Origin of the sequence: Ruminococcus gauvreauii, assembly GCF_025151995.1 — a bacterium.
GTDB classification, from domain to species: domain Bacteria; phylum Bacillota; class Clostridia; order Lachnospirales; family Lachnospiraceae; genus Ruminococcus_G; species Ruminococcus_G gauvreauii.
In genome coordinates, this window is the sequence record NZ_CP102290.1 from 3,547,684 (window position 1) to 3,564,350 (window position 16,667).

General features: G+C 50.0%; 16 protein-coding genes, 1 tRNA gene and 1 riboswitch. Of the genes, 14 read left to right on the plus strand and 3 right to left on the minus strand.

The window, feature by feature from the left end:
• The 3 genes from NQ502_RS16690 (at position 1) to NQ502_RS16700 (ending at position 2,855) form a co-directional block, all read left to right on the plus strand.
• On the plus strand, positions 1-987 hold the full coding sequence (locus NQ502_RS16690; protein WP_028527263.1) for a D-2-hydroxyacid dehydrogenase: 987 nt from the start codon (positions 1-3) through the stop codon (positions 985-987).
• Complete coding sequence (locus NQ502_RS16695) at positions 981-2,204, plus strand: hypothetical protein (protein ID WP_028527262.1); 1,224 nt, start codon at positions 981-983, stop codon at positions 2,202-2,204. Before NQ502_RS16690 ends, NQ502_RS16695 begins: the two co-directional genes overlap by 7 nt.
• Before the next feature lie 75 nt (positions 2,205-2,279).
• Positions 2,280-2,855, plus strand: a complete 576-nt coding sequence (locus tag NQ502_RS16700) for an apolipoprotein A1/A4/E family protein (protein ID WP_260046571.1) — start codon at positions 2,280-2,282, stop codon at positions 2,853-2,855.
• A gap of 125 nt (positions 2,856-2,980) precedes the next feature.
• Here NQ502_RS16700 and NQ502_RS16705 read toward each other — a convergent pair whose 3' ends face one another.
• Complete coding sequence (locus NQ502_RS16705) at positions 2,981-4,321, minus strand: MATE family efflux transporter (RefSeq protein ID WP_028530174.1); 1,341 nt, start codon at positions 4,319-4,321, stop codon at positions 2,981-2,983.
• Between the two features lie 95 nt (positions 4,322-4,416).
• Positions 4,417-4,487, minus strand: a tRNA-Gly gene (locus NQ502_RS16710).
• A 116-nt stretch (positions 4,488-4,603) separates the two neighbouring features.
• Positions 4,604-4,716: riboswitch (TPP riboswitch) on the plus strand.
• A gap of 80 nt (positions 4,717-4,796) precedes the next feature.
• Here NQ502_RS16710 and thiM point away from each other — a divergent pair.
• Genes thiM through cytX form a run of 5 tightly spaced genes read left to right on the plus strand, consistent with a single transcriptional unit; the run spans position 4,797 to position 8,890 of the window.
• Positions 4,797-5,618, plus strand: a complete 822-nt coding sequence (gene thiM, locus NQ502_RS16715) for a hydroxyethylthiazole kinase (protein ID WP_044983622.1) — start codon at positions 4,797-4,799, stop codon at positions 5,616-5,618.
• Positions 5,599-6,228 (plus strand): thiamine phosphate synthase, encoded by a 630-nt coding sequence (gene thiE / locus NQ502_RS16720; RefSeq protein ID WP_028530176.1) that lies wholly within the window; start codon positions 5,599-5,601, stop codon positions 6,226-6,228. The genes thiM and thiE overlap by 20 nt, the downstream gene beginning before the upstream one ends.
• Positions 6,229-6,231: 3 nt before the next feature.
• Positions 6,232-6,891 carry an HAD family hydrolase gene (locus NQ502_RS16725; protein WP_028530177.1) on the plus strand — a complete coding sequence of 220 codons (660 nt, stop codon included), beginning with the start codon at positions 6,232-6,234 and terminating at the stop codon, positions 6,889-6,891.
• A complete protein-coding gene (gene thiD, locus NQ502_RS16730) occupies positions 6,891-7,670 on the plus strand; it encodes a bifunctional hydroxymethylpyrimidine kinase/phosphomethylpyrimidine kinase (RefSeq protein WP_028530178.1) in 780 nt (259 codons plus the stop codon). The genes NQ502_RS16725 and thiD overlap by 1 nt, the downstream gene beginning before the upstream one ends.
• 20 nt (positions 7,671-7,690) lie before the next feature.
• Positions 7,691-8,890, plus strand: a complete 1,200-nt coding sequence (gene cytX / locus NQ502_RS16735) for a putative hydroxymethylpyrimidine transporter CytX (RefSeq protein ID WP_028530179.1) — start codon at positions 7,691-7,693, stop codon at positions 8,888-8,890.
• Here cytX and NQ502_RS16740 read toward each other — a convergent pair.
• Positions 8,831-9,571 (minus strand): phosphatase, encoded by a 741-nt coding sequence (locus NQ502_RS16740; protein WP_028530180.1) that lies wholly within the window; start codon positions 9,569-9,571, stop codon positions 8,831-8,833. The two genes, cytX and NQ502_RS16740, sit on opposite strands and share 60 nt — an antisense overlap.
• 156 nt (positions 9,572-9,727) lie before the next feature.
• On the opposite strand from NQ502_RS16740, the gene NQ502_RS16745 reads away from it, so the two are divergent.
• The 6 genes from NQ502_RS16745 to NQ502_RS16770 all read left to right on the plus strand — a co-directional run bounded on the left by NQ502_RS16745 (position 9,728) and on the right by NQ502_RS16770 (position 16,600).
• The gene (locus NQ502_RS16745; protein WP_028530181.1) at positions 9,728-10,228 is read left to right on the plus strand and encodes an SEC-C metal-binding domain-containing protein; all 501 of its coding nucleotides are present in this window, start codon (positions 9,728-9,730) and stop codon (positions 10,226-10,228) included.
• Between the two features lie 109 nt (positions 10,229-10,337).
• On the plus strand, positions 10,338-10,709 hold the full coding sequence (locus NQ502_RS16750) for a GntR family transcriptional regulator (protein WP_028530182.1): 372 nt from the start codon (positions 10,338-10,340) through the stop codon (positions 10,707-10,709).
• Positions 10,706-11,608 carry an ABC transporter ATP-binding protein gene (locus NQ502_RS16755; RefSeq protein ID WP_028530183.1) on the plus strand — a complete coding sequence of 301 codons (903 nt, stop codon included), beginning with the start codon at positions 10,706-10,708 and terminating at the stop codon, positions 11,606-11,608. The genes NQ502_RS16750 and NQ502_RS16755 overlap by 4 nt, the downstream gene beginning before the upstream one ends.
• A complete protein-coding gene (locus NQ502_RS16760) occupies positions 11,583-13,733 on the plus strand; it encodes a DUF6449 domain-containing protein (RefSeq protein WP_028530184.1) in 2,151 nt (716 codons plus the stop codon). The genes NQ502_RS16755 and NQ502_RS16760 overlap by 26 nt, the downstream gene beginning before the upstream one ends.
• 510 nt (positions 13,734-14,243) lie before the next feature.
• Positions 14,244-16,199, plus strand: coding sequence for a threonine--tRNA ligase (gene thrS, locus NQ502_RS16765; protein ID WP_407691162.1), 1,956 nt, complete (start codon positions 14,244-14,246; stop codon positions 16,197-16,199).
• Positions 16,200-16,276: 77 nt separating this feature from the next.
• Complete coding sequence (locus NQ502_RS16770; protein WP_028530186.1) at positions 16,277-16,600, plus strand: DUF1540 domain-containing protein; 324 nt, start codon at positions 16,277-16,279, stop codon at positions 16,598-16,600.
• The last annotated feature ends 67 nt before the right edge of the window (positions 16,601-16,667 follow it).

A 16,667-nucleotide genomic window follows, 5' to 3' on the forward strand; every position in this document is an offset into this window, starting at 1 on the left:
ATGAAAATTGTAGTTCTTGACGGTTATACAGAAAACCCGGGTGATCTGTCCTGGGAAGGGTTTACTGCCCTCGGGGACCTGACAGTGTATGAACGCACGCCATCAGGGATGGAGGCGGAGCGAATCGGTGATGCACAGATCGTCTATACGAATAAGACGCCCATCACCCGGGAGACTCTGGATGCCTGTCCGGGGATCCGTTATATCGGCGTTCTGGCGACGGGATATAATGTGGTTGATTATGAGTATGCCGGTGAAAGAGGCATACCGGTTACGAACATTCCGACGTACGGCACGGATGCGGTAGGACAGTTTGCCATCTCGATGCTGCTGGAAATCTGCCATCATATCGGACATCACAGCCAGGCGGTACGGGAGGGAAGGTGGGAGAGCTGCCCTGATTTTTGTTTCTGGGATTACCCGCTGATTGAGCTGGCCGGGAAGACCATGGGCATCATAGGCTTTGGGCGGATCGGACAGGTGACGGGAAGGATCGCCAGGGCGCTGGGGATGAAGGTGCTTGCCTGTGACAGTTTTGAGAATGAGACCGGGCGGCAGATCGGAACGTATGCGGGATTTGATATGCTCCTGGAATCATCCGATGTGATATCGCTTCACTGTCCGCTGTTCCCGGAGACGAGAGAGATCATCAACAGAGATACGATTGCACGGATGAAGGATGGGGTGATCATCCTGAACAACAGCCGTGGTCCGCTGATCGCCGAACAGGATCTGGCCGATGCACTGAACTGTGGAAAAGTATATGCGGCGGGTCTGGATGTCGTGAGCACAGAACCTATACGCGGTGACAATCCGCTTCTGAAGGCAAAGAACTGCCTGATTACCCCGCATATATCGTGGGCGCCGAGGGAAAGCCGCCAGAGGCTGATGGACATCGCAGCCGATAATCTGGCGCAGTTTCTGAAGGGAACCCCTGTCAATGTAGTGAATCAACAGCACATGAAAGATGGAGAAGACAAATGCTGAAAAAGGATATCGAAGTGCTGCGCGGCCTGGCAAATCAGCTGGCACAGCTGTCCGCGCTTCCGGTTCAACAGGAGAGAAAACAACAGTGGTATCGCCTGAACGCCCGCAAGGCGGATAAGCCCATGTTCTTGATGGGCGAATTTCCATGGAATGAGATGAACATCGACGACGAACTGACACTGCGCTGTGAGGATTCGTTTTACCGGGAAATTGAGACAGCTCTGAGAAGACTCCTGTACAGAAATAAACATATTCAGGACGACTGGGTGTATGAACCGTTCCTCTATATTCCAAAGGCGGTTCACGGGTTTCACTACGGCCTGGAGGTCGTTGAGGAGAAACTGACCCGCGACGATGGAAATGCGGTGGAGGCTCATTCCTATACGAGCCAGCTGCAGGAATGGGAGGATATTGAGAAGATTCAGGTGCCGGATCTGTGGCTGGATGAGAGGGAAACTGACCGCAGAGAGGATATGGCGAAAGAGGCGGTGGGGGATATCCTGAAAGTCGTCATGGACGGTCCGGCATTTTGTTACAGCCCGTGGGATTATTTTATGATGTGGTCTGACCTCGACACGCTCTATGATAAGATGCTCTACGATGAGGACTGGGTGCATGCGCTGATGCGAAGAACCCTCGATGTGCATCTGGGAATCATCGGCAGACTCCGGGAGCTGGACTGCCTGAACCGTCAGCAGCAGGTGGTTCACTGCACCGGTGCGTGGACGGATCTTCTGCCGGAAAATCCGGAAAGCCCGGACTTCAAAGATGTCTGGACTTACGGGATGGCGCAGATCCTTTATACCGTGTCACCAGAGATGCACAATGAGTTCGAATTTCAGTATGCAGGCGAATGGTATGACAAATTCGGAATGGGATATTACGGATGCTGCGAACCCCTGGATGACCGGATGGAATACGTGAAAAAGATAAAGGGAATCCATAAGATCTCTGTCAGCGCATGGGTGAAGGACTTCGAGCGCATGGCAGAGGCGATGGAAGGGAGATACGTATTCTCGAACAAGCCGGCGCCCGCCTTTGTGGGAGCGCCGGGCTGGAATCCGGAAACAGTGGAGGCGGATTTGAGAATCCGCCTGAAAGCGGCCGAAAAATATCATTGCCCTGTCGAATTTACGTTGAAAGATATTTCCACCGTCTGTTATCATCCGGAGCGGCTGACCGAGTGGTCAGCGATCATGAGAAAGGTGATCGAGTGATGCAACGAAATGAAACTATACAGATTTCAAATGCAATGATATAATGTGCATATATCAAACAAAAGGAGAATGCACATGTCACTGACAAAAGAAGATCTGCAGGCAATCGCACAGATTGTTGATTCGGCACTGGAGGAAAAATTAGACGAGAAACTGAATGTGAAGCTGGATGAAAAACTTGAGGGACTGGATGCGAAGTTCGACGAGAAACTTGAGAGACTGGATGCGAAGTTTGACGAGAAACTTGAGAGACTGGATGCGAAGTTTGACGAGAAACTTGAGAGACTGGATGCGAAGTTCGACGAGAAACTTGAGAGACTGGATGCGAAGTTTGACGAGAAACTCGAGGGACTGGATGTGAAGTTCGACGAGAAACTTGAGAGACTTGAGACAAAGTTTGACGCAAAGCTGGATCCGATCAATAGCCGGCTGGAGGGGATAGAGAGACGGATGGATCGAATGGAGCTGAAGCTGGAGAATGAGATCTGCAGAAATATTAAAATCATTGCAGAGGGACACCTGGATCTGTACCGGAATCTGAATGAGACGATCAGGGTCTCAAATGACATCAGGGCAACAGAAGAACTTCAGAACATCAGGCTGAATGTATTGGAGCATGAGATGAGAATGCTAAAGTGCAGAGTTGCCTGAGCAGCGCAGATGTAATATTCCTGAAAGCGTCATAAGTTTTTTGAAAAAAGTCCGATTTCCGGATACAGGGATTCTCACCCTGGGGAAATCGGACTTTCTATTTCAGCACTATCAGATATGTACAGCTACTTTTGTTTCAGCCGCCTGAAACAAATCAGGAAAAAGACAATGCCGTATACCGTCGTGATCGGCGTGGCAAGACCGACCAGCATCAGAGATGCACCAGGAAGCCGGGACATCAGTATTGATACCGGGATACGGATGCAGAATGCGGATGTGATTCCCTGCAGCATGACGGGAATGCTTTTGCCGCAGCCATTAAAATATCCGATGCTGCTGAATAATACACAGGTGAGGATACAGTCTGCCGAAAAGCCCCTCAGATAGCTGGCACTCTGCGTGATCACCGCCTGATCGGACGTGAATGCAGCGGACAGCCCGGCACCCCCGAAGAAGCCGGCCACAAACATCACGATTCCGACTGCTATGCCGGAGAACATTGCAGTGTAGAATCCTTTTTTGGCGCGGTCCATTTTGCCTGCCCCCACATTCTGTGCGACGAAGGCTGAGACACTCTGCATGACGGAGGCCGGCACCAGCATGATAAAGGAGACGATTTTTTGGGCAACGCCGTATCCCGCCGATGGCTGAAGGCCCATACCGTTGATGATGGAGTTGATCACCAGGAAGGAGATTTGTACCGTGGTCTCCTGCAGGGCGATCGGTACGCCTATTTTCAGGATCAGCCGCAGTTCTCTGACGAATATCCTGCATTGCTGAAGGGAAAAGGAGATGGGGAGATTCTGACGTCTCAGAACCAGCAGAGAGGCGATCACCGACACCCCCTGTGCCGCGATGGTAGCGATTGCGGCTCCGGTTACGTCCATTTTAAAGACCCCGACAAGCAGCAGGTCTCCGACAATATTGACAATGCATGCGATTCCGACGAACAGGAACGGAAGATTGGCGTTGCCGACACCGCGGAGGATACTGCTGATTACATTATACGCGATGATGATCAGAATACCGCCGGAACAGATACGGATATAAGTGACTGCCTTGTCAAAAGATTCCGCCGGTACCTGCAGAAGATGTGCGATGTTTCCTGCAAACACCTCCAGCAGTATCGTCACTATGATCCCGATGATTACAAACAGTACGATGGAGGTGCCGACCGTATTACCGGATTCCTCCGGCTTTTTTTCACCGATATGCTGCCCTATGACGACCGTTGCGCCCATGGCAAGGCTGGTTATAATGAAAGTTACCATCTGCATAAACGCGCTTCCGGTTCCAACCGCTGATATGCTGCTGGCATCACCGAACTGGCCGACTACCAGCAGATCGACTGCTCCGTATGCTGCCTGAAGCACCAGGGCGCCCAGCACAGGCAGGGCAAACCGTACAATAGCCTGAAAAACAGAGCCCTCCGTAAATGTGATTTTGCTGCTTTTTTCTTTTGCCATTCTTCCCTCCTTATGATTCTTTGGATGTCTGCGTATTCGTAACATAAAAAAGAATAGCCCTCCAAAAAGGAAAGCTATTCCGCTTTCAAACCGACAGCAGATAAGGGGAATCGAACCCCCCTCTCCAGCTTGGGAAGCTAGCATTCTACCGATAAACTATATCTGCATGTATTTTATTATAGCAGTTTTTCATGAAAAATCAAGTGTTTCAGCAATATTTAACAGGGCTGCTCTGCAAAGCTTGCAAACAGAAGTCAATGTTGCTATAATACTATTACAATTTTATAATTGCAGGGGAACTGATGCAGTTGAGAAGGCGGCGCACGTCACGTGGCGCACCTGACCCTTTGAACCTGTCGGTTAATACCGTCGTAGGGAGCAAACAAACACAGTTGGAAGTAGAATGTCTGGGGATTTGCACCCGGGCATTTTTTTCGTTTGCAATTATAATTCTAAAGAAAAAGGAGAGAAAAGTATGAGTGTAAAACAGGAAGCAGCGAAACTGAATACCGGGATGAGAAATACAGTCCCTCTTGTCCATAACATAACAAATTACGTGACAGTCAATGACTGTGCGAACGCCCTACTTGCGATCGGAGCTTCACCTATCATGGCGGATGACATGTTGGAAGCGGCAGATATCACTGCCATATCCTCTGCGCTGGTCATCAATATCGGGACGTTAAACCAGAGAACCATAGAATCCATGATCCTGGCGGGGAAGAGAGCAAATGAGCTGGGGATTCCCGTCGTCTTTGACCCGGTGGGCGCGGGAGCGTCAAAGCTCCGGAACGAGACTACGCAGAGGATTCTGGAGCAGGTTGAGATCAGCATTCTTCGGGGAAATCTCTCGGAGGTGTCTTATGTGGCAGGCCTGTCCGCGTCCACCAAGGGGGTAGATACCTCGGAGGAGGACAGTGACAAAGATGCACTTGCGGTGGCAAAAACGGCGGCGGAGAAGCTCTCCTGCACAGTCGCCGTCACAGGAGCTGTCGATGTGGTCTCGGACGGCGCCCGTGCCGTCAGGATATTCAACGGACATCCAATGCTCTCGAAGATTACAGGAACCGGATGCATGGCAAGCGCAGTTACGGGCGGCTATGCGGGAATGAAACAGGACGCATTCACGGCGGCGGCCGCGGGTGTGATGTCCATGGGTATTGCCGGCGAAATTGCGTATGAAAAGGCGGGACACATGGGAACCGGCAGTTTTCGCGTGGCACTGATGGATGCATTGTCCATGCTGAATGAACAGATGATAGAGGAGATGGGAAAAATTGAAGAAGCAAAACATTGATTATACGTTGTACCTGTGCACGGACAGGGAACTGATGAGTACGGAAACGCTGGAGGAGGCGGTTGAGAAGGCGATCAAAGGCGGATGTACGGTTGTCCAGCTCAGGGAGAAGCATTGTTCTTCGAGAGAATTTTATCAGGCGGCGGTGAACATCCGTGAGATCACAAGAAAATACCAGGTGCCGCTGATTATCAATGATCGCGTGGATATCGCGCTTGCAATCGATGCGGACGGTGTCCATGTGGGACAGAGTGATCTTCCGGCCAGTGTGGTGCGCAGTATCATTGGAGAGGATAAGATCGTAGGGGTGTCTGCCGCGAAGGTCTCCGAGGCAGAGCAGGCGGTGAAAGACGGTGCAGACTATCTGGGAGTCGGGGCGATGTTTCCGACGGATACCAAGACAGATGCGCGCCCCGTTACGATGGAAGAACTGAGGGCGATCCGCAGTGCCGCAGACGTACCGATCGTTGTCATCGGGGGGATTAATCAGAAAACAGTGCATCATTTTAAGGATACCGGAATCGACGGCCTGGCGGTCGTATCCGCTGTTATTGCAGCAGAGGACATCGAACAGGCGGCAAGAGAGATGGTATCAAAATTCAGGGAGTAGAGAATGAGAGAATTTAAAGCGGCAATCTTTGACCTGGACGGCACACTTCTGGATTCGATGGGAGTCTGGGAAACGGTCGATATCGAATTTTTAGGGAAACGGAACCTTGACCTGCCCGAAGACTATCTTGAGGCGGTCACACCGATGGGATTTGAGGCGGCGGCAGACTATACAGTGAAGCGCTTTGGACTGAAGGAAGATCCGGAAGCGATCATACAGGAATGGTATTCCATGGCGAAAGATGCCTATCGAAATACCGTTGCACTGAAACCGAATGTCCGGGAATATCTCGGACTGCTGAAGGAAAGAGGCGTTCGGATTGCGGCGGCTACCTCGTCGGATGAGGAACTGTTTAAACCGGCGCTTGTCAATAATGGTATTGACGGGTACTTTGAACACATCGTCACAGTCCGCGATGTAACACGCGGTAAAGGGTATCCGGATATCTATGAGGAGGCAGCTGCCAGAATGCAGGTGAAACCAAAGGAGAGCGCGGTATTTGAGGATATTTTAAAAGGAATCGAGGGAGCCAGGGCAGGCGGCTTTCTTGCGGTCGGCGTCTACGACCGGTATTCAGAATACGAAAAGGAAGCCATGATCGCACTTGCCGACCGCTATATCTACGACTTTGGTGAATTGATGGAAGGAGAATATAATATCTGATGAAGACAGTATTGACGATTGCGGGCAGTGATTCGAGCGGAGGAGCCGGCATTCAGGCGGATATCAAGACAGTCACGGCACACGGGCTGTATGCGATGAGTGCGGTTACGGCACTGACGGCACAGAATACCACGGGAGTCTATGGGATCATGGAGGTGACGCCGGAATTTCTGGCAAACCAGCTCGACTGCATTTTTAAAGATATATATCCGGACGCTGTAAAGATCGGAATGGTATCTTCGGCGGCGCTGATTGAGGTGATCGCTGATAAATTAAAAGAATACGGGGCGCAGCATATCGTGACGGATCCCGTGATGGTATCGACGAGCGGAAGCCGGCTGCTGGCCGAGGATGCCGCTGAGACTCTCGTTCATACGCTGATCCCGCTCGCGGAGGTGATCACGCCGAATATACCGGAGGCGGAGGTGCTATGCGGGATGGAAATAAAAACAGCGGCGGATATGGAGAAGGCGGCTGTGAAGATCGCAGATTTCACAAATGGAGCGGTATTGATAAAGGGCGGCCATGACCTGAATGATGCCAATGACCTGCTGTATGCAAACGGCAGTTTCAATTGGCTGAACGGTGAGCGTATCAGCAATCCAAACACTCACGGAACCGGGTGCACGCTGTCCTCTGCGATCGCGTGCGGCCTGGCAAAGGGTGACACGCTGACGGACAGTGTAACATCTGCAAAAGCATACATATCGGGGGCACTGCGCGCTAACCTCAATCTGGGGCATGGCAGCGGACCGCTCAATCACATGTTTATGATCTGACAGAAAGGGGGAATTGTGAAGTGGAAGCAAAGAAGACATCGACGCTGGGCAATGGACTGATCTGGTTCGGAGCCGCCGTGTCGATCGCTGAGATACTGACGGGTACCTATATTGCACCGCTTGGCATGCAGAAAGGGATGGCTGCCATCCTGCTCGGGCATCTGATCGGATGCCTGCTGTTCTGCCTGGCCGGGCTGATCGGAGGCCAGACGGGGAAAAGCGCGATGGAGACCGTTAAAATGTCATTCGGAAGCAAAGGCGCACTGCTGTTTGCTGTTCTGAATGTGCTGCAGCTGGTGGGATGGACTGCCATCATGATCATCAACGGAGCACAGGCGACGACTGTGATAACGGGAAAACTGTGGGGGATTGACCAGACATGGATCTGGTGTCTGGCGATCGGAGCGCTGATCATCTTATGGGTCACCATCGGCATTAAAAATATCGGTAAACTGAATTATATCGCTATGGGTGCGTTGTTTATACTGACGATTATTTTAAGCACGGTCGTATTCAAAGGCACACCTGCGGCGTCCGTGGAGAATAGTCTCAGTTTTGGTGCGGCCGTTGAACTGAGTGCGGCGATGCCGCTGTCCTGGCTGCCGCTGATCTCGGACTACACGCGGGATGCGAAGAAACCGTGCCAGGCCACCGTGGTCAGTACGCTCGTGTATTTTGCGGGCAGCTGCTGGATGTATGCCATTGGAATGGGAGCAGCCGTCTTTACCGGAGAAACACAGATCTCGAACATCATGCTTCAGGCAGGGCTCGGAATCGCCGGTGTTCTCATCCTGGTGGTATCCACGGTGACAACAACGTTTCTTGATGCATTTTCAGCGGGTGTGAGCGCAGAGAGCATATCGCGGAGGCTGAAGGAAAAGCCGATGGCGATCGGTGTGGCGGTTGTCGGTATTTTACTGTCCATCTTTACCCCGATTCAGAGCTTTGAAGGTTTCCTCTATCTGATCGGGTCTGTCTTTGCACCGATGATCGCCATTCAGATCGCGGATTATTTCATCCTGAAACGCAGAAGTGATGCCTGCAGTGCGGACTGGGTGAACCTGGTTCTCTGGGGTATCGGGTTTCTCATCTACCGGATGTTCATGAGAATTGACACGCCGGTCGGTCAGACATTGCCCGTCATGCTGGTCATCATCGCGTTATGCGTCCTTGTTCGGAAGATTGGTGTATTTCAGAAAAAGGCTGACGGAGGTGTTTAATACAAGATTTTCCGGAAAACCGGTTTCTTCAAGCAACTGATAAGCGGCTGCGTGATTGCCGATCTCGGTATTCGTATGGGCATCGCTGCTGACGATGACCGGCTGGCCGTATTCCTTGCAGAGCTGCAGCATCCTGCGGTCGATATCGCGGGCACCGCGGCGTGTGGTTCTCGGATCGAGAGAGTGATTGTTCAGCTCCAGAACCTTGCCGGCTTTTTTTGCTCCCTCCACCAGTGCTTCCATGTGCACAGGAAAACGGCCGTCATCCGGATGACCGATGATATGGATACAGGGGTTTTCCATGACGCGCAGATAGACGCGTGTATTCTCGTCTGCATCACGGCACGGGTAGCACGGCGGGTGGATGCTGGCGATGGCGACGTCCATTTTCGCCAGGTCTTTCGGACCGAGGTCGATATCGCCGCCCGGCAGGATGTTCAGTTCAACACCGATCAGGTAGCGGGTGGTGCCGCCGAATTTCTCCCGGTAATATTCCCGGTCGATCATATCGGAATTGCTGAAATAATACGGATGGGTGCTGCCGGGCATTGCCGGGGCGTGGTCGGTGATCGCAAGCAGTTCCAGCTTCTTTTCGGCTGCAGCCTGCATCATCTCTGTCATGGTGTTGTATGCGTGTCCGCTTACGATGGTGTGTGTATGTGCGTCTAATACGTCTCTCATGATCATTTTCCTCCTGTACTGTCGGGTGTCTATACTTTATTATAATGAAAATCAGATAAAATAAAAGCAGTTGAAAAAAAAGTCTGTATCATATATACTATATCTGTTAGCATCACGGGTGTGATGGAAGTACGATGTGAAAGAAGGGACGTATAAATGAGTTTATTAGAACAGTGGAGAAAAATTGCGTATGATCAGAACGCAGATAAGGGGAAACTCCAGAAATTCTGGGCAGAATATTTCCTGGTTGAAAAAGGAATTTACGAACAGCTTCTTGCGGAGCCGGACGAGGTTGTGACCGGAACAGTAAAAGAGCTGGCGGAGAAATATGAGATCGATGTGATGACGATGGTCGGTTTCCTGGACGGTATCAATGACAGCCTGAAGGAAGCGAATCCAATCGAAGAGATGGATGAGGATACCACCGTCAATCTGGGATTTGATAAAGAACTGCTGTATAAAAACATGGTTGATGCGAAAGCTGACTGGCTGTATGAACTCCCGGCATGGAAGGAAATCTTCACGGAAGAGCATTTAAAAGAGCTGTACCTGGAACAGAAGAAATCCGGTACGATCGTAAAAGGACACAAAGTCGGAAGAAACGATCCATGTCCGTGCGGCAGCGGTAAAAAATACAAAAAATGCTGCGGTAAGTAAATATAAAAAAAGCATAAAAGCCTTGACGAACGTGTCAGGGTTTTTATATAGTATAAGTGTATTAATACCATTAGTACACTTGATACACAAGTGGTGGAAGGAGGCATTCATGATTGTGTTGGATTATCAGGATCGCAGGCCGCTTTACGAACAGATTACCGAGAAACTGCAGATGTTGATTATTAAAGGGGTTTTAAAGGAAAACGAGCAGATGCCGTCTGTCAGAAATCTGGCCATGGAATTGTCAATCAATCCGAACACTATCCAGAGGGCGTATGGGCTTCTTGAGCAGCAGGGATATATCTATCCCATTAAAGGACGGGGAAACTTTGTCTCTTCCAGGAAGAATTTTATTACCGAGAGAAGACGCTGCTTCTTTGATGACCTGGATATGCTGCTTGAGCAGGGATATGATTTGGGAATTGAGAAGACAGACATGTATTCTCATGTAGATACAATCTATAAGGAGGGGAGACGATGATTGAAATTAAGAATATCCGCAAACAGTTCGGCGATGTACAGGCGATACATGATATGAGCGCAGACATTCGCGAGGGGGCAGTTTTTGGACTGGTCGGAACGAACGGTGCCGGGAAAAGTACATTTCTGAGAATTGTCAGCGGTATTTTAAAACCGGATACCGGAGAAGTGCTGATCGATGGAACGCCCGTATATGAGAACACGGCTGCGAAAGAAAAGCTGTTCTTCATCTCGGACGATCAGTATTATTTTCCGAACGCTTCTGCGAAAGATATGATGGATTATTATGCGATGATCTATCAGGACTTTGACAGGAGGAAGTTCAAAGAATATCTGGAAAAATTCGGGCTGGATATGGAAAGAAAGATCAATACGTTTTCGAAGGGGATGAAACGGCAGGTATCGGTACTGCTCGGGGTATGTGCCAACACGAAGTATCTGCTGTGTGACGAGACGTTTGACGGACTTGATCCGGTCATGCGCCAGGCGGTCAAAAGCATGTTTGTGTCGGAGATCATGGGCAGGGATTTTACACCGGTGATCGCGTCCCACAATCTTCGGGAGCTGGAAGATATCTGTGACCATGTCGGGCTTCTTCACCAGGGAGGAATCCTGTTTTCTAGAGACCTGGAAGAGATGAAATGCATGATCCATAAAGTGCAGTGCGTCGTTCCGGTGACGGCTGACGAGGAGATGCTGCTCAAGGAACTGGAGGTGCTGCAGTGCGTAAGGAGCGGTTCTCTGTTGACTATTACTGCCAGAGGGTCAAAAAGTGAGATTCTGGAGCGGGTGGAATCCAAAAATCCACTGTTCTGCGAGATACTTCCTCTGACGTTGGAAGAAATCTTTATCAGTGAAACGGAGGTGGCAGGATATGACATCAAAAATCTCATTTTTTAAAATGGTACGCAGTGATATGAAGCGAAGGATATGGGTCATGGCGCTTCTGTTTCTGGGCTTCTTTATCGTACTGCCTCTCGGCTGCATGCTGAAAGTCGGAAATTACCAGAGAATGCTGGCCGACGGCGGGATCAAAGCTGCGGATCTGTTTGAGATGACGGCGCGCTATGTCAGTGCGGATAACTATCTGGTTGCGGCGGGAATCATAGTGAGCGCTGTGCTGGCTGCATTTACAGGCTTTTCCTACCTGCAGTCGAAAAATAAACTGGACCTGTTCCACAGCATGCCCGTGAAGCGGGAGACTCTGTTCGGGATACAGTATATCAGCGGACTGTTCATCTTTCTGATTCCGTACGGAGTCAATATCCTGCTAATGCTGATCGTATGTATCACACGCACGGTCTGCACAGCTGCAGTGATGAACAGTTTCATTGTCGGTATTTTCATTCAGCTGTTCTATTTTCTGCTGTTTTATCATGTGGTGATTATTGCGATTGTGATGACCGGGAGAATTCTGGTCGGCGTGTTCGGGACTATCGTATTCTTCGGCTATGCTCCTGCGCTGCAGGCAGTCGTATGCGGGTATTATCAGATGTATTTTGATACGTTTTATATGTCCGGTGACAGCCTGTTTCACAAAATACTGGGATATCTGTCGCCGGTTACCATGTACATCAACCACATGACAGTCTTCTATGAAAATGAGCAGAACAGTATCTCTGTTCTGCTGGAGAACTGGTTCATGCTGGCTGCCGTCATTGTGATTGCTGCGGTTCTTCTGGCTGCCGCGCTTTGGCTGTACAAGAAGCGCCCGTCGGAAGCGGCACTTCACTCCATGGTATTCCCGAAGTCAAAACCGGTGATCAAAGTATTGCTGCTGACGGTTCTCTCTGCGGCATGCGGCCTGTTTTTTGCGAGCATGGCAATGGAGGCGGTGGATTTCTGGGTGGCGTTTGGCATCGTATTCGGAACCGTCATTCTCCATTGTATTGTGGAAGTGATCTATTCCTATGAATTTAAAAAAGTCCTGTCTCAGAAGATGACATTTTTCATCTCGCTTGGCATCGTGCTGTTGTTTGCGGCAGTATTCCGTTTTGACATTTTTGGCTATGATACGAGGATACCCGGGGAGAATAAGATTGAGTCGATGGCGGTGTCTGTAAACGGGCTGGACGATTACATGAACTATTATGAACAGACGGATGGTCAGCTTCATTCCTATACGATGGATCAGTACCGGTTTAAATACGGAAAGATGAAAGATATCGAGACGGCATACAAGCTTGCCGAGCTGGGTGTTGAAAATGAGAAGTCACAGAGTTATAAAGATTCCAAGGATAGTAACTGGTCATTTGTAAACGTACAGTTTGTACTGAAGGGAGGCGGCGTGAAGTACCGCAGCTACCATATTGAGGACGAGGAGCTGGAAACTCTGATCCCGTCGCTGTACGATACCCCGGGATTCAAAGAGGGCGAATATCCGCTCATGAATATGAATATCCAGAATCCGGCGATCAAACAGGTAGAGCTGAGCGATGGATATCATGCAAGTGAGATCATGAATATCACAAAGGAGGATGCACAGAAACTCCTGTCGGTGTATCAGCATGAGCTCAAAGAGGCGTCTTCTGAGGACTTGAAGCCGGAAGCTGTGATCGGGGTTTTGGATTTTTATAAGGATTCCTATGAGGAGCTTGCCACAGCATACTGTGTATATGAAAACTTTACAGAGACACGCAGTCTGCTTGGCCAACTGGGATACGAGATGCAGGGGAAACCGGAATTGTCGGAGGTGGAGCAGATCACCATTTACAATTATACGGAAGATTATTCAATGCGGACGGCCGATTACTCTGCATTCAGTTCGGTAAATGAGGACGGTTCGCTGACGTTCACTGATGCGGAGGATATCCGGGACATTATGGAGAGTGCGATCCTGAACAGAAACAGCACTTTATACGAAGAGATGGGATATAACATCAGTGTGGTTACAGAACGGACAGTTGCCGGCAAAAACAAGGAATCATCATATTATACGTTCAGGAAAGGCATGGTCCCTGACTGTGTGACGGAGGCATTCGAAAGGGTGGCGGAAGAAATAGAAAAATCGCCCAGTAAAGGTTGACAAAAACATGCAGGATGCTATAATAGTACTACTATTATGAACATCACGTTGAAGAGAAGAGTAAAATGTGGCAACCATCCAGAGAGAGATGTGAGAGGCTGGAAGCATCTTATGGGGAAGCATTCGAAAACTAACTCTGAGTGACCCTGATCCGGTCCGGTGATTCCGTTATCATCAGCTGAGTGGTACTGACCGCAGAGTCGGTACAATCAGGGTGGAACCGCGCATACGTCGTCCCTGTCTGTGAGAGCAGACCGGGACGATTTTTTTGTTACATAGGAAATTCCTCCGGAATCTCCTATGTAACAAAATGCACTTCGTGCATAGATGCGCAGCTCGCGGAAAGGAAACTACTGCTTTGCAGTCCGCTCGCGCGCGGAGATTGCGCGAGAGCGCAATCTTTTTTCACAGGCAAATATGTCCTGTAAAGCAAAAATGCTCTGCGAGGATCCCGCATGCGGGATTCCATGTTATGAAACAGAAATAAAGTCAATGAAAAAAAGGAGAATGATCATGCAGATTACATTGAAAGATGGAACGGTGAAGGAATATGAGCAGGCGCTGTCGGTCTATGACATAGCCCTTGATATCAGCGAGGGTCTGGCACGGGCGGCGACGGCCGGTGCTGTGAATGGTGAGGTTGTGGACCTGAGGACGGTCGTGGATTCGGACTGTACGCTAAGCATCCTGACGGCGAATGACCCGGAAGGTCTTGCGGCACTTCGCCATACGACGTCCCATGTACTGGCGGAAGCGGTGAAGCGCCTGTATCCGGAAGCGAAGCTGGCGATCGGACCGTCCATCGATACCGGATTTTACTATGATTTTGACAGCCAGTCTTTTACCAGAGAAGATCTGGATGCAATCGAAAAGGAAATGAAGAAGATCATAAAAGAGGGAGCCAGGCTGGAGCGCTTCACACTGCCGAGAGCGGAAGCGATCGCTTTTATGCGGGAGAAGGATGAGCCGTATAAAGTCGAGCTGATCGAAGATCTCCCGGAGGACGCGGTGATCTCATTCTATTCACAGGGAGACTTTGTCGACCTCTGTGCAGGACCGCACCTGATGAGCACGAAATCCATCAGGGCGTTCAAACTGATCTCCTCATCAGGGGCGTACTGGAGAGGCAGTGAGAAGAATAAGATGCTGACCCGTATCTATGGAACGGCATTTGCGAAAAAGGATGAACTGAAAGTATATCTTGAGCAGCTGGAGGAGGCGAAAAAACGAGATCACAACAAACTGGGGCGTGAGATGGAGATCTTTACGACAGTTGACGTGGTTGGACAGGGGCTGCCGCTGATCATGCCGAACGGTGTAACGATCATTCAGACGCTGCAGCGCTGGGTCGAGGACGAGGAAGAAAAACGCGGCTATATCCGAACGAAGACTCCGCTGATGGCAAAAAAAGACCTGTATGTGATTTCTGATCACTGGAATCACTATAAAGAAGGGATGTTTGTGCTGGGGGATGAAGAGAAGGATGAGGAAGTCTATGCACTCCGTCCCATGACATGCCCGTTCCAGTACTATGTATACAAGGCAAAACAGCACAGTTACCGTGAGCTGCCGCTGCGCTACGGTGAGACATCCACACTCTTTCGAAATGAAGATTCCGGGGAGATGCACGGCCTGACGCGTGTCCGGCAGTTTACGATCTCAGAAGGCCATCTGATTATACGTCCCGACCAGGTCGAGGAAGAATTCAAAGGCTGCGTGGATCTGGCAAAATACTGCATGACGACGCTCGGTCTCCAGGACGATGTGACATACCGTCTCTCACTCTGGGATCCCAGTAATCAGGAGAAATATCTCGGAACGGAAGAGATGTGGAATGAAGTGCAGGATACGATGCGCCAGATCCTGGGTCATATCGGCATTGATTTCACGGAGGCAGAAGGGGAAGCGGCATTCTACGGACCGAAACTGGATATTCAGGCGAAGAACGTATACGGCAAAGAAGATACCATGATCACGATCCAGCTGGATATGTTCCTGGCAGAACGCTTTGACATGAGTTTTGTTGACCGGGACGGAGAGAAGAAGCGTCCGTATATCATTCACCGCACAGCGATGGGATGCTATGAGAGAACGCTGGCATGGCTGATCGAGAAATATGCCGGACTGTTCCCGACGTGGTTATGTCCGGAACAGGTGCGCGTGCTTCCGATTTCTGAAAAGTATCAGGATTATGCGGCAAAAGTGGAGGCACAGCTGAAAGAGAACGGCATCCGCTGCTCCGCGGACAACCGAAGTGAAAAGATCGGTTATAAGATACGGGAAGCCAGGCTTCAGAAGATTCCTTATATGCTGGTCGTGGGCGCACAGGAAGAGGAAGAAGGGGTAGTCTCAGTCAGGAGCCGCTATCTCGGGGATGAAGGGCAGAAGACTTTGGATTCCTTTATTGACGGTATCTGCCGCGAAATCCGCACAAAGGAAATCCGCAGAATTGAAGTTGAAAATTAAAAAAACACGGTGTTTAACCATGTATAAAAAGCCAGGAAGCGCACATACTATCCCAAAATGAAAAGGAGGTAGTATGTATGCCAGTATTAAGTTGTGCAGCGACAACATGCATTTACAACAAAGACGAACTCTGCTCAAGAGGAGAAATCAAGGTCGCAGGTGACGACGCACGTCATCCGGACGACACCTGCTGTGCAAGCTTTGTGGAGCGCAGTGATTCCATGAGCAACAGCGCGGACGAGGGCTGCGGATGTACAACCATCGATATCCGCTGTGAGGCATGTAAATGTACATTTAATGACCATGAAAAATGTACAGCAAGAGAAATCGGAATCGAAGGCTCCAACGCCTGTTCCTGTGAAGAGACAGAGTGCGGAAGCTTTCGCTGTGAAAATTGCTGATAACAGAAATTTCGTTTAAATGATAAGAAAATCCCGTCTATGGTATGAACTACGTATCATAGACGGG

Coding starts and splice junctions, on each gene's coding strand:
- NQ502_RS16740 (WP_028530180.1), bottom strand. CDS start 9,571: ATGAGAGACGTATTAGACGCACATACACACACCATCGTAAGCGGACAC.
- NQ502_RS16700 (WP_260046571.1), top strand. CDS start 2,280: ATGTCACTGACAAAAGAAGATCTGCAGGCAATCGCACAGATTGTTGAT.
- NQ502_RS16745 (WP_028530181.1), top strand. CDS start 9,728: ATGAGTTTATTAGAACAGTGGAGAAAAATTGCGTATGATCAGAACGCA.
- thiD (WP_028530178.1), top strand. CDS start 6,891: ATGAAGACAGTATTGACGATTGCGGGCAGTGATTCGAGCGGAGGAGCC.
- thiM (WP_044983622.1), top strand. CDS start 4,797: ATGAGTGTAAAACAGGAAGCAGCGAAACTGAATACCGGGATGAGAAAT.
- NQ502_RS16690 (WP_028527263.1), top strand. CDS start 1: ATGAAAATTGTAGTTCTTGACGGTTATACAGAAAACCCGGGTGATCTG.
- NQ502_RS16725 (WP_028530177.1), top strand. CDS start 6,232: ATGAGAGAATTTAAAGCGGCAATCTTTGACCTGGACGGCACACTTCTG.
- NQ502_RS16695 (WP_028527262.1), top strand. CDS start 981: ATGCTGAAAAAGGATATCGAAGTGCTGCGCGGCCTGGCAAATCAGCTG.
- NQ502_RS16760 (WP_028530184.1), top strand. CDS start 11,583: ATGACATCAAAAATCTCATTTTTTAAAATGGTACGCAGTGATATGAAG.
- NQ502_RS16705 (WP_028530174.1), bottom strand. CDS start 4,321: ATGGCAAAAGAAAAAAGCAGCAAAATCACATTTACGGAGGGCTCTGTT.
- NQ502_RS16770 (WP_028530186.1), top strand. CDS start 16,277: ATGCCAGTATTAAGTTGTGCAGCGACAACATGCATTTACAACAAAGAC.
- NQ502_RS16750 (WP_028530182.1), top strand. CDS start 10,338: ATGATTGTGTTGGATTATCAGGATCGCAGGCCGCTTTACGAACAGATT.
- NQ502_RS16755 (WP_028530183.1), top strand. CDS start 10,706: ATGATTGAAATTAAGAATATCCGCAAACAGTTCGGCGATGTACAGGCG.